Annotated in this window: 12 protein-coding genes and 1 tRNA gene; 7 read left to right on the forward strand and 6 right to left on the reverse strand. The window is 62.3% G+C overall.

Going from position 1 to position 12638, the window contains the following annotated elements; translation table 11 throughout:
* Window positions 1-8: 8 nt before the first annotated feature.
* Together NKI24_RS21720 and ilvA are read right to left on the reverse strand one after the other, a co-directional pair.
* Window positions 9-581, reverse strand: a complete 573-nt coding sequence (locus NKI24_RS21720) for a DUF1697 domain-containing protein (protein ID WP_031211246.1) — start codon at window positions 579-581, stop codon at window positions 9-11.
* On the reverse strand, window positions 578-1834 hold the full coding sequence (gene ilvA, locus NKI24_RS21725; RefSeq protein WP_352748159.1) for a threonine ammonia-lyase IlvA: 1257 nt from the start codon (window positions 1832-1834) through the stop codon (window positions 578-580). Before ilvA ends, NKI24_RS21720 begins: the two co-directional genes overlap by 4 nt.
* A gap of 128 nt (window positions 1835-1962) precedes the next feature.
* Here ilvA and NKI24_RS21730 point away from each other — a divergent pair, with 128 nt between their 5' ends.
* From NKI24_RS21730 to NKI24_RS21740, 3 genes are all read left to right on the forward strand, one after another.
* The gene (locus tag NKI24_RS21730) at window positions 1963-3357 is read left to right on the forward strand and encodes a hypothetical protein (protein ID WP_352748161.1); all 1395 of its coding nucleotides are present in this window, start codon (window positions 1963-1965) and stop codon (window positions 3355-3357) included.
* A 103-nt stretch (window positions 3358-3460) separates the two neighbouring features.
* The gene (locus NKI24_RS21735; RefSeq protein ID WP_352748164.1) at window positions 3461-4534 is read left to right on the forward strand and encodes an alpha/beta hydrolase; all 1074 of its coding nucleotides are present in this window, start codon (window positions 3461-3463) and stop codon (window positions 4532-4534) included.
* A 132-nt stretch (window positions 4535-4666) separates the two neighbouring features.
* Window positions 4667-5830 (forward strand): alpha/beta hydrolase, encoded by a 1164-nt coding sequence (locus tag NKI24_RS21740; RefSeq protein WP_352748166.1) that lies wholly within the window; start codon window positions 4667-4669, stop codon window positions 5828-5830.
* 249 nt (window positions 5831-6079) lie between these two features.
* Here the strand turns inward: NKI24_RS21740 and ade are convergent, their stop codons facing one another.
* The 3 genes from ade to NKI24_RS21755 all read right to left on the reverse strand — a co-directional run bounded on the left by ade (window position 6080) and on the right by NKI24_RS21755 (window position 9944).
* On the reverse strand, window positions 6080-7891 hold the full coding sequence (gene ade, locus NKI24_RS21745) for an adenine deaminase (RefSeq protein ID WP_352453476.1): 1812 nt from the start codon (window positions 7889-7891) through the stop codon (window positions 6080-6082).
* A 545-nt stretch (window positions 7892-8436) separates the two neighbouring features.
* A complete protein-coding gene (locus tag NKI24_RS21750) occupies window positions 8437-8889 on the reverse strand; it encodes a cupin domain-containing protein (RefSeq protein ID WP_352593811.1) in 453 nt (150 codons plus the stop codon).
* 572 nt (window positions 8890-9461) lie between these two features.
* On the reverse strand, window positions 9462-9944 hold the full coding sequence (locus NKI24_RS21755; RefSeq protein ID WP_352748169.1) for a class I SAM-dependent methyltransferase: 483 nt from the start codon (window positions 9942-9944) through the stop codon (window positions 9462-9464).
* 348 nt (window positions 9945-10292) lie between these two features.
* On the opposite strand from NKI24_RS21755, the gene NKI24_RS21760 reads away from it, so the two are divergent.
* The 4 genes from NKI24_RS21760 to NKI24_RS21775 all read left to right on the forward strand — a co-directional run bounded on the left by NKI24_RS21760 (window position 10293) and on the right by NKI24_RS21775 (window position 11788).
* Window positions 10293-10526, forward strand: coding sequence for a site-specific integrase (locus NKI24_RS21760; RefSeq protein WP_352748171.1), 234 nt, complete (start codon window positions 10293-10295; stop codon window positions 10524-10526).
* 155 nt (window positions 10527-10681) lie between these two features.
* A tRNA-Leu gene (locus tag NKI24_RS21765) sits at window positions 10682-10770 on the forward strand.
* Between the two features lie 425 nt (window positions 10771-11195).
* Window positions 11196-11483, forward strand: coding sequence for a ribbon-helix-helix domain-containing protein (locus NKI24_RS21770; RefSeq protein WP_352748173.1), 288 nt, complete (start codon window positions 11196-11198; stop codon window positions 11481-11483).
* The gene (locus tag NKI24_RS21775; RefSeq protein ID WP_352748176.1) at window positions 11480-11788 is read left to right on the forward strand and encodes a type II toxin-antitoxin system RelE/ParE family toxin; all 309 of its coding nucleotides are present in this window, start codon (window positions 11480-11482) and stop codon (window positions 11786-11788) included. Before NKI24_RS21770 ends, NKI24_RS21775 begins: the two co-directional genes overlap by 4 nt.
* 189 nt (window positions 11789-11977) lie before the next feature.
* Here NKI24_RS21775 and NKI24_RS21780 read toward each other — a convergent pair whose 3' ends face one another.
* Window positions 11978-12556 (reverse strand): NUDIX domain-containing protein, encoded by a 579-nt coding sequence (locus NKI24_RS21780; protein WP_352748177.1) that lies wholly within the window; start codon window positions 12554-12556, stop codon window positions 11978-11980.
* Window positions 12557-12638: the final 82 nt, after the last annotated feature.

Here is a 12638-nt window from a genome sequence, read left to right on the forward strand (position 1 = left end):
ACGACCTGTCAACCGCCGGCCTTGGCCATGTCCAGCAGCATCAGCACGGTGCGCCAATTGCGCGCCGTGCCCGGCACCTTCAGAACGCGCGGAATGAGATTGGCAAACACCGATTTGCCGAGCCCGTCAGGCGCATGCAGGTAGAGCACGTCGCCCTTGATCTCGAAGCGTTCGGGCCCGGTGCATTTTTCCGCCAGCCGGGCGACCTCCTCGGCGGTCGGCCGGCGCTCCAGCGCATAGGCATGCAGCTTGGTCGGCTCGCCGGCCACTTCCGGATAGGGATTGTCCGCAGCCAGCCGCTCGAGCCAGCCGAGATCGCGCACCATGATGCGTGAATGGAACCCCCATTTCTTCTCGAATTCCGCTTCCAACCGCTTGGTCAGCGTCGCCGCATCGCCATCTGGCGACCGGAACACGGCGTTGCCGCTCTGCACATAGGTGGCGACATCGGAGAAGCCGAGCTGCTCGAAAAATGACCTGAGTTCCGCCATCTTGACGATGCGGTTGCCGCCGACATTGATGCCGGAAAACAGCGCAATAAAAACGTTCGCCGGAGCGTTCGGAAGATCGTTGCTGCTCATATGATGAACTCGGCGAGCGTCTCGTTGTCTGTGATGTCTTGGTAATGGACGCTCTCGGCGTCGAAATTCGCCTTGAGCAGGTCGAAATTGCGGCGGTCCTTGGTTTCGATACCGATCAGCACCGAACCGAAATTGCGCGCCGATTTCTTCAGATATTCGAAGCGGGCGATGTCGTCGTCGGGACCCAGCAATTCGAGGAAATCGCGCAGCGCGCCGGGCCGTTGCGGAAAGCGGATGATGAAGTATTTCTTCAAGCCCTCGAAACGCAGCGCCCGTTCCTTCACATCCGGCAGCCGCTCGAAATCGAAATTGCCGCCGGACACCACGGCGATGATGGTCTTGCCCCTGATTTCCTTCCTGGAAAAATCCTTGAGAGCATCGATCGCCAGCGCGCCGGCCGGCTCGAGCACGACGCCTTCGACATTGAGCATTTCGATCATGGTCGCGCAGAGCCGGTTTTCCGGGATCAGCCGCACGGTGTCGGCGGCAAACTCCCTGAGGTGGCGCAGCGGCTCGCGGCCGATCTCGGCCACCGCTGCGCCGTCGACGAAATTGTCGACCTTGGCGAGCTTGACCCGCTTTCCGGTGGCGAGGCTCTCGCTCAGGCTCGGGGCGCCGGCCGGCTCGCAAAAGACGAAACGTGTTTCTCGCTGCTGGTCGGCGAAATAATGGGTGACGCCGGCGGCCAGGCCGCCGCCGCCGACCGGCAGCATGACGATATCAGCCATGCGCGCACCGGGCATCTGGCCTGATATCTCGTAGGCGACGGTCGCCTGCCCTTCGATAATGTCCTTGTGGTCGAACGGCGGCACCATGTGGGCGCCGGCAGTTTCGGTGAATTCGAGTGCGGCGCGGTAGCAGTCGTCGAAAAAATCGCCGACCAGCCTGATCTCGACGAAGACGCCGCCGAACAGCCGCGTCTTGTCGATCTTCTGCTGCGGCGTGGTCACCGGCATGAAGACGACGCCCTTCTTGCCGAAATGGCGGCAGACGAAGGCAAAGCCCTGCGCATGATTGCCGGCCGAAGCGCAGACAAACAGCTCGGCAGCGTTGCCGGCGGCGAGCGCCTTGCGGAAGAAGTTGAAGGCGCCGCGGATCTTATAGGAGCGCACCGGCGTCAGGTCCTCGCGCTTCAGCAGCACCCGCGCGCCGGTCTTCTTCGACAGATAGTCGTTTTCCTGCAGCGGCGTCTCCGGAAGAATCTCGCGGATCGCCGCAGCGGCGGCAGCGACGCGAGAGGAGAAACTGGTCATGGCAAGAGCACCCCACAGGCTACGCGAGTTCGGTCCCGCTATTGCATATCCGGCCTCGCGAAGCCATTGTCCGGCCGCCCCGAAGGGGCATTTCCGGAATCAACGTAAGCATTTGGGGGCGTTTGCTCATGCCTGTCGCATCGGTTGCCCGGAAAACCGTGTCGCTGCCGGAGTTCGGCGAGCCGACGGTGATGCCGCTGGTTACGCGCGCCACCTATGAGGTCCGCATCGCGGCACTGGTCGCGCGCGGCGGGTTCGATGCCTTCGTCGTCTATGGCGACCGCGAACATGCGGCCAATGTCGCCTATCTCTGTGGCTACGATCCGCGCTTCGAGGAGACGCTGCTGGTCATCGTTCCCGGCAAGCCGCCGAAACTGCTGGTCGGCAATGAGGGCTGGGGCTATGCCGAGATCTGCGATGGGCCGTACGAGCGCGTGCTCTATCAGACGTTTTCGCTGCCGGCACAGCCGCGCGACCGCCCGCAGGCGCTTTCCGACATCCTTGCCGATTGCGGCCTGAAGACCGGCCAGCGTATCGGCGCCATCGGCTGGAAACCGCTCGGCCGCGGCGATGCCGGCTTTGGCGAAACGACGCTCGACCTGCCGTCCTTCATCGCCGACACGCTGCGTACCCTTGCCGGCGATAGGGGCACGGTCGTCAATGCGGCGAACCTTTTGATGAACCCCGCCGACGGCCTGCGCGCCATCAATGAGGCCGACCAACTGGCCGCGTTCGAATTCGCCGCGACCTATTCCTCGCAGGGCCTGCGCAACGTCCTGCAAGGCATCGAACCCGGCATGACCGAATTGCAGGCGGCGCGGCTGATGGGCATCAACGGCCTGCCGCAATGCTGTCATCCGATGCTGTCGGCCGGCAAGCGGGCGCCCTATGGCCTGCCAAGCCCGCGGCTCGAAATCATCAAGCGCGGCGACCCGATCACCATGGCCTATGGCATCCAGGGCTCGCTCAATGCCCGCGCCGGTTTTCTGGTCGAGGACGCGGCCGAGCTTCCAAGGGGCATCCAGGACTATGTCGAGAAACTGGTCGCGCCCTATTTCTGCGCCGTCGTCGACTGGTATGAGACGGTCGGCATCGGCGTTCCCGGCGGCGCGCTGTGGCAGGCGGTGCACGACCGCATCGGCGATCCGTTCTTCGGCGTGTCGCTCAATCCCGGCCATCTCATCCATATCGACGAATGGATGCATTCGCCGGTATTTTCCGGCTCCGACATCAGATTGAAGTCGGGCATGGCCTTGCAGGTCGACATCATCCCGGCGACCGGCACCGATTATTTCACCACAAACATCGAGGACGGCATCGCGCTGGCCGACGAGGCGCTGCGCGAAGAGATCGCCGCGCGCTATCCCGAAGCCTGGCGCCGCATCGAGGCGCGCCGCGCCTTCATGGCCGACGTGCTCGGCATAAGGCTGAAGCCGGAAGTGCTGCCGTTTTCCAACATTCCGGCGTTCCTGCCGCCGTTCTGGCTTTCGCGCAACAGTGCGATGGCAGTCGCGAGGCGCTGAGCGCATTTCGGCGCCTGCGACTTACTTCCGCCGCACTTGGCCTGTCCGGGAGGTGCGGCGGAGGTGGATGGGCCTTTGGTCAGGCCGGAGTGGAATTGCTTAAGTGCCCTTGAAGACGATTTGCATCATTCTCATTGCCGCGCTGCTCGCCGGCTGCGGCGGCCGCCAAACCGAGGAACTGCTCGGCAGCGCCATGATGGCGGTGCCGGTGACGGAAATCGCCGGCAATCACTCGATCTTCATCGCCACGACGCGCAAGCGCTCCGACGATCCCAACAAGGTCTTCGACGGCGAGCGTTCGGCGACGCTGAACTATGCCCGCGTCAACGTCACCGTCCCCGGCATCCACAAGACAGGCCAGATCGAGCGGCGCTCGCGCGGCAAGTCGGACGATCCGGCCAAATACTTCATGGCTTCCGAGGTCGTCGGCTACGACACCCAGCCGAAATTCTCCAGCGCCCTCAGCGCCGACATCGCGGCGCGCGGCGGCCGCGTCATGGTCTTCGTCCACGGCTATAACACCGGCTTCGACGACGCCGTCTACCGCGTCACCCAGATCACCCATGATTCCGGCTATCCGGGCACGCCGGTGCTGTTTTCCTGGGCGTCGGGCGCCAAGACCACCGATTATGTCTACGACAAAGAAAGCGCCAGCGTTGCCCGCGACCAGCTCGAAGTGACGCTGAGAATGCTGGCGCAGACCGGCGCGCGGCGCATCGACATCGTTGCCCATTCGCTGGGAACCTGGGTCACCATGGAGGCGCTGCGCCAGCTCGCCATCACCGGCGACCGCGATCTCGGCGGCAAGCTAGGCGACGTCGTGCTGGCCTCGCCCGATATCGACGTCGACGTGTTCAAGAGCCAGATGCGCCGCTACGGCAAGCCGGACAAGCCGTTCATCCTGCTGCTCTCCGACGACGACCGGGCGCTGCGGCTCTCCGGCCTGATCGCCGGCGCGCGGCCGCGCGTCGGCGACTACAAGGACGCCGCCGACCTCGCCAGCTATGGCGTGTCGGTCGTCGATCTCTCCAGCGTCAAGGGAGCCGACCGCTTCAACCACACCAAATTCGCCGATAATCCGGAATTGGTGCAGTTGATCGGCCAGAAGCTGCGCGAGGATGACGGGTTTGCCAGCGACCGCGAGGTGACAGACCGCATCGCCTCGGTCGGACAATAGCTGCATTGCGCGGCAGTGATTGTTGACCATTGCCGCACCATCGGAACAGTTTGAACTGGACCGTGCCGGCCTCTGCCTCTATCGAATAGGCCAAGACGTCTCCGGCTCGACGTCGCCTTTGCGGGAGCCCGCGTGACCGTGCCTTCGAAGATCTTTCTCGTCGTTGCGTTCGCGCTCGCGGTTACCGGCTGCGCCGGCCAGAACACGCACGATCTGCTCAACAAGACGACGATCACCGTGCCTGCTGCCGATATCGCGGCGACGCATCAAATCTTCGTCGCAACGACCCGGCAAAAGGCAATGAAAGCGCCCCGGCAGGTGTTCGACGGCGACCGTTCGCCGACCACCAGCTTTGCCAGCGTCGAGGTGACGGTGCCCAAAATCCACCAGCTCGGCGCCATCGAGCGGGTCAAGGGCTCGGCCAACAGCAATCCGGCGAAGGATTTCACGGCGACCGGCGTCACCTTCTACGAAGGCGCGCCGCAATTCGCCAAGGCGGTCGGCGCCGACATCGCCATGCGCGGCGACCGCGCGCTGGTTTTCGTGCACGGCTTCAACAACGGCTTCGATGACGGTATCTACCGGCTGACGCAGATCGCGCACGACACGAAATACCCAGGCACGCCGGTGCTGTTTTCGTGGGCGTCGAGCGGCAAGACGACCGGCTACATCTACGACAAGGAAAGCGCCAATGCGGCGCGCGACGATCTCGAAGCGACGCTGCGCATGCTCGCCAAGAGCCGCGCCAAGAGCATCGACATCATTGCCCATTCGATGGGGACCTGGGTGACCATGGAAGCGTTGCGCCAGCTTGCCATCACCGGCGACCGCGACCTCGGCGGCAAGCTCGGCTACGTCATCCTGGCCTCACCCGATATCGACGTCGACGTGTTCAAGAAGCAGATGATCCGCTACGGCAAGCCCGACAAGCCGTTCGCCGTGCTGCTTTCGGGCGACGACCGGGCGCTCAGGCTGTCGACCCTGATCTCCGGCGACAAGCCACGCGTCGGCGACTATGGCGACGCGGCCGACCTCGCCAGCTATGGCGTCTCGGTGGTCGACCTGACCAAGACCAAGGGCGGCGACCGGCTGAACCACGCCAAATTCGCCGACAACCCGTTCCTGGTGCAGCTGCTCGGCGACCGCCTGCGCGCCCCGGCGGGCCTCGCCTCCGAAGAGACCGCGCCGGCCCAGCTCGACAATCTCGGCCAGGGCCTCGGCAAGGCCGTCGGCTCGGTCGCCGAAATCGTCATCACCACGCCGTTCAAGGTGCTGACCATCGCCACCGGCGGGTGAGCGATCGCTGAGCGGTCACTGTTGACGTCAGTTCGGAACAAAGCGCACGGCAGCGATCCTTCGCGCCCCCCTCTGTCCTGCCGGACATCTCCCCCTCTAGTGGGGAGATTGGCCGCCACTTTCGGCTTTCGCCAATCTCCAACTCTGACGAACAACGCGCTGTCGACGAAACTGCCAATCTCCCCCCTTGAGGGGCAGATGTCCAGCAGGACAGAGGGGGGCGCTGTCCCTCCAGGGTTCAGTGATTCTTCAAACGAACAAATCAACCTTCTGAAAAGTTGTCACGTCGATCAGGCCGACGTCGGAAATTCTGAGCTCGGGGATGACGACCAGCGCCAGCAGCGAGTGCTGCATGTAGGCGTTGTTCAGCGAGCAGCCCATCTGGCGCATGGCGTCGCTGAGTTTGTCGGCCTTGGCGGCGACGATTTCGGCGCGCTCGTCCGACATCAGCCCGGCGATCCGCATTTCGACCAGCGCCAGCTCCTTGCCGTTGGAAAACAGCACGACGCCGCCGCCGACCTCGCCCAGCCGGTTCACGGCCAGAGCCATATCCTGCTTGTTGGTGCCGACGACGATGATGTGGTGGGCATCGTGGGCCACGCTCGACGCCATGGCGCAGTCGCCGATATAGCCGAAGCCTGAGACGAAGGCGTTGGTGACGCCGCCGGTGCCCTTGTGGCGTTCGACCAGCGCGATCTGGCAGACATCGTTGCGGCGGTCCATGGCGACCAGCCCGTCCTCGACGGCAAGATCGGCCTCGAGCGCCCGCGTCGGCGCCTGATTCTCGATGACGCCGATGACGCGCACCCGCACCTCGTTGGCGCCCAGGGGTGCGGCGATATCGAAATCGCCGGGCTTGAGCTTCCTGCCGAGCTTGACGGTGTTCTTCGCCGTCTTCGGATAGTCGTAGGCTGGAATGTCGATTTCGAGCTTGCCGCCCTTGGCCAGCCTGACGCCGCGGCCATAGACCTCGTCGATGGTCATTTCGGCGAGGTCGGAGACGATCAGCAGATCGGCGAGCCGTCCCGGCGCGATCGAGCCGATCTCGCGCTCCAGCCGGAAATGCTGGGCGGTGTTGAGCGTCGCCATCTGGATCGCCGTCACCGGCTTCAAACCCTGGCTGATGGCGTGGCGGACGACCCGGTCCATATGGCCTTCGTGCACCAGCGTGCCGGAATGGCTGTCGTCGGTGCATAGGATGAAGTTGCGCGGGTCGAGCCCGCTCTCCGTCACCGCCTTGATCTGCGAGGCCACGTCGTACCAGGCCGAGCCCAGCCGCAGCATTGCCTTCATGCCCTGGCGGACGCGCGCGATGGCGTCCTCGGCGCGCGTGCCTTCGTGGTCATCCTCGGGGCCGCCGGCGACATAGCCATGGAACGGCAGGCCGAGATCGCGCGAGGCATAATGCCCGCCGACGGTCTTGCCGGCCCTCACCGTCGCCGCGATCTCGCCCGACATCACCGGATCGTTGGCGGCGACGCCGGGAAAATTCATCACCTCGCCGAGCCCGATGATGTTTTCCCAGCTCATCGCCTCGGCAACGTCGGCGACGGTCAGCTCGGCGCCGGCATGCTCCAGCCCCGGTGCCGAAGGCACGCAGGACGGCATCTGCACAAGCACGTTGACCGGCATGGCAACGGCCTCGTCATGCATCAGCCGCACGCCCGGCAGGCCGAGCACATTGGCGATCTCATGCGGATCGATGAACATTGAGGTGGTGCCGTGCGGGATCACCGCGCGGCAGAATTCCGTCACCGTCACCATGCCGCTCTCGACATGCATATGCGCGTCGCAAAGCCCCGGCACCAGATAGCGGCCGCCGGCATCGACCACCTTGGTGCCCTGGCCGATGGCATGGCCGGCGTTCGGGCCGCAATAGGCAAAGCGGCCGCCGGCAATGGCGATGTCGGTGCCGGCGATGATCTCGCCCGAATGGACGTTGACCCAGCGCCCGTTGCGGATGACGAGATCGGCGGGCTTGCGGCCCATGGCGACATCGACCAGATGCGTCGCCATCTCGGCCCAGGGTTTTGGTTTCGTCGCATTGGCGGTCTTCGGCATCAACAGGCTCCTCTTTGCCCGACTGTGCCAAGCCGCGAGGAGTTTGACCAGCGGGGAAGTAAGCGCGGACGGCGAAGTTGCAGATCTCCCCCCTCGAGGGGGAGATGTCACCGAAGGCGACAGAGGGGGTCGGGACGTCCTGACGCGAACCTTTACCGCGAACAAAACAGGCTGGCGCTCGACGCGCGACGACCCCCTCTGGCCTGCCGGCCATCTTCCCCTCAAGGAGGGAGATCGATGCGCCATGGCTTTCGCCAATCGTCAAGGGCATTTTGTGCCGGCCGCAGCAACTTTGTTCTTGCTTTGTGCCGGCAGCTATGCTACTAACTTGGGTATGGTGCCAATTGGCTCCAACGACCCGTCCTCCCGAGGCGGGTTTTTTGTTATTGCGCCATTCATGGCAAATGGCCCAGGCGGAATACGATTCCGTTGCGGCCAATCAGCTTTCGTCTCGTTAGAGGATCCTTCTGAATCGACGGTCGCGGAGTTTGACGCACTCCATCGTTCGAGCCTTCGGCCGGTTCACTCAATTCGATCCCGAACTGTCACTTCTTGCTTGGATCGTCTGCCGGGTTGACGTAGGTGATCTTGAATGGCCCCTCGCCATGAACCTGGATGATCGTATCGCTTGTCGTCCAGGCGAAGTGATTCATTCCGGCCGGCGCGACGCCGAAGCCGCCAGCAGTCAGTTCGACACCTTTCGCCTCGTCGAGCTTATCGCCCATTCCAATATGGAAGTTGCCGGAAAGCACCGTTACGTATTCCGTGGTGGGATGATTATGTGCGGCAATTTTGTAGCCGGCGGGTGTCTTCAACCGCAGCACATAGGCGCCCTCCTTTGAGGGGTCTCCAGCGACAACAGCCATTTCCGCGCCAGCGGGAATGACAGCTGGAGCAGGACCCCATTTGATGTCTTTGGCGTTCATCGGCATCTCATCGGCAAACAGAGGCGCCGTCCCAACAAGCAGCAGTGCCAGGGCAGAGGCAAGCTTGAGCATGACAATCTCCCAATGTCTGTAGAGGACGGCGTCGAGTATCGGCGCGCCGATCCACTTGCCAATTGGAGTCTATCAGGGCAGAGCGCCCGAACGCATCCTGCGAACGGGGGACGCGCATTCGCGGTAGCCGCGGAAGCTGCCGCTAAAAACATTTCCAGGTGAAACGATTTTGTTTGTATCACTGTAGGTGATCGGCCTCGCTAGCTTCCAGATTTCTCTAGGGCAGAAGACGGCTTGACGGCCCCTGCCCGGCATCTGAAAAGGACTGGCCTGCGGACGTGGCGGAATTGGTAGACGCAAGGGACTTAAAATCCCGTCCTAGTCCTTTGCACCCTCGCAACTAACCCCTCAAGGCTTGTAATTCCCCGGTTTGCGCCGGGGTTTGCATTTCATTTTAAGCTCTCCACTCGTGCAGCGGATTTTGTGGGAAACACGCCGTTGTGGGAAATCGTGTGGGAAAAGGAGAACAGACGTTCATGACCAAACCAATCCATATCAATCTGCAGGCCGGCACCGACGACGAGTTAGACAACTACGCCAAGGGTGGTTCCAGAAGAGGAAATCGAATTAAATCAGCACAATCTTAGAGGTGCGTGAGGCGGTTTCTCAAGCACCAGCACATGACTGCCAAGAGGTGATGTGTGAGTGCTCTTAACCTTGAACCCCTCGTCAGAAAGCGTTTCGATGAATTCGCCATCCGTTCCAGGCGGAACGCGGGCAACGACGTTCGAGGTGCGCCTCACAATATTGGAAAGCACCCTTCGCGCCTTGCCTGGGCCGATGTTGCGCTGCATGTGCTGGTAGACGGCCAGCAGCAGGACGATATCGTATTTCGGTAGAAGGATATTGCCGAGGCGCCGGCTGCCAAGATTCAGGCGATCGAACCGGGCATGCACCGGGGAGCCACTCAACAACATCTTTGCAGTCTCGATATGCGGCTTGGCAACGTCGATCCCGTGGATCGAGCTGGGTTTCAGCTTGGATATCTCATAGGCGACAACACCCATATTGCAGCCAACATCGAGAATGGATTTCCCAGCATAGTCGATCTCCAATGAGAATATCCCGTCCAGTCTATCCTCCCATGTTCCTGCAAAACCTCTTTTGAACCTTGACCACCACAAATCATATACTCCTAATATTAGAGGTCGCCGAACTATAGCGCTCGTTACCTTCTACTATTCATAAGTCGTGGCCAAGAAAAGCCTGCCCTCCACAAAAACACAGAAAAACATCATGGACACCACGTTCAAGGGCGCTGCGAGGCGCCTTGCTGATCTCAACTTGCGGAAACTAGGCGCCCGCATTGGAGTAGGAGAGGACGGTGTTTAGGACATCGCCTTCAAAGCTAGTCCAGCCAACACCATTACGCATCACGACCACGATCTCCCGGCAGTCGCCTGATGACTCAGAACCGCAAGGGCATCCACCGTCTGATGCAGCACAGCGACCTCTGCGACATCGGCAAGTGGGAGGTCATAGAGGTGTGGCGCAGCATCCGCGAACACATCCCAGGGCTGTCCGACACCGTGGTCTACACGACGCGGCATACGTGCTGCTCGTGGCAGATCATCCGTGGCATCGACATCCGGCGCGTCCAAATCTGGATGGGCCACAAGTCGACCCAGACCACCTGAACTACGCCCACCTCGCACCCAATCACTTGCTCGACAACCTGACCGCGCTCGAAGGTGGCGCGGCTCCGAGGCTCGTGGTAGTGAACGGCAAATCCTAAGCCGACCGTGTGGGAAACCATGTGGGAGACCGGTGGGATTTCCCCACAATGTGGGAGGTGGGCGTGGCGGAACTGGTATACGCAGCAGACTTAAAATCTGCCGGTGTTTCAAGCACTTACGGGTTCAAATCCCGTCGCCCACACCAAGCCTCGCAACGGACTTAAAATCCCTCGATCTCTGATCGTACGGGTTCGATTCCCGTCGTCCGCACCAGCAACATCGGCGCCATTGCGGCCTAAAGCGTGTCGCGTTCGATCGGCCTCATGCGACGCGCTTTAGGTTCTTGTTTTTATGCATGTCGTTATCGCAAAACCGCTGCACACTTTTGCGCGACATGCATTAAGCAAGAGCGTGAACTCGCCGAATACAGGCTGCCACATGCCATTTCTCGACCAGGAGCCGGCGAGCCGATGCGGGATCTGCGATATGCGTATCCGGTGTCCGCATGTTCGTTTGCCAGCTTCCAAAGCGCACTCAGGCAACGGCGGCGGTATCGGTCGCGCGCATCGCCAGCAATTTCGATATGATTTTGTCACATCGGCTGCTATATGGTGGAAAAGGAGTCCGCCCATGCGAACCACCCAGCCGATAAGTATCACCCTCCCGCGCGACATGGCCGAGGCCGTCGCGCGCAAGGTCGAATCCGGCGCCTACGCCTCCGTCAGCGAAGTGCTGCGCGAGGGCGTGCGCGCGCTGCTCGACCGCGACGCCGCCGTTGAACGCTGGCTGCGCGAGGAAGTCGCCCAGAGCTACGACGAGTACAAGGCGAATCCGTCCAGCGCCATCCCTGCTGAGCAGGTCATGCTGCGTATCCGCGACCGCGCCGCCGCGCGACGCGATGATGCCAATAAGGAATGACGCGCACGGTTGTATTTTCCGCGCAAGCGGAGCGCCAGTTGGATGCGCTGTATCGCTACATAGAGGAATATTCCTCCACAGCCCGTGCGGAATCGTTCGTTGGCGGCATCGTGGCCTATTGCCACGCGTTCGAGCCGTTTCCCGAGCGCGGAACGCGCCGCGACGATATTCGTCCCGGCCTCCGCGTTCTAGGCTACCGCCGCCGCGTCAGCATTGCCTTCACGGCCGAAGCCGACACCATCGCCGTCCTCGGCGTCTATTACGGCGGGCAGGAACATGAAGCGGACCTCAAGGACGAAGGCTAACGGGCGTAACGATCGGGCGATAAGACCTCTGCCCCAGTGGAGCCTCGCCGATCGCGCCGGCAAAAGAAGTCTGTTCAGCCTCCAGCCTCCAGCCGCAACCAGCGTCGCCTTGTCCCAGCCCCGCAAGTCGGCCTGGTGGAAGGGGTTCCGGCCGGGCGCTTCCTCGCAGGGTGCAGCTTCCGGCATGGCTCACCTCCCGATCGGGTTCAGCTTCAGGTGCTGGATTAAAATAATCGTTTTGGCGTCGATGATGCGACCATCGTGGATGCCGGCCAGCGCCTCGTCGAGCGACATCTCCAGAACCTCGATGTCCTCGCCTTCGTCATGCGCTCCGCCGCCTTCCGAAATGCGGTCGGCGGGCGAGTAGCGGGCGACGAAGAACCAGAGCCGCTCAGTGACGCTGCCGGGGCTCATATAGGGCGAAAACAACCGCTGCACGTCCTTCAGCCGATAGCCGAGTTCCTCCTCGGCCTCCTTGCGGATGCAGGTTTCGGGATCGTCTTCGTCGAGCAGGCCGGCACAGGCCTCGATCAGCGGCTCCTTGTGGCCGGTTGCGTAGGCCGGGTAGCGGAACTGCCGCACCAGAAGCACCGTCGAACGCTCCGGATCGAAAGGCAGGATCACCGCGCCGTCGCCGCGATCGTAGGTCTGGCGGGTGTGCGTTTCCCATTTGCCGTCGCGCCGGCGGTAGTCGAAGACGGTCTTTTTCAAAACCGCCCACTCGTCGGAAAGGACTTCCTCAGAGCGGATGCGAATGCGATCTTCCATGGTGGACTCCCTGCTGCCGCGGCAAGGCGTAGCCGCGAACGGCGGTTCGTGCAATCGGGTCACCAATTGGTCCAGAGCGCCG

Origin of the sequence: Mesorhizobium sp. M0701, assembly GCF_040320365.1 — a bacterium.
GTDB lineage: Bacteria > Pseudomonadota > Alphaproteobacteria > Rhizobiales > Rhizobiaceae > Mesorhizobium.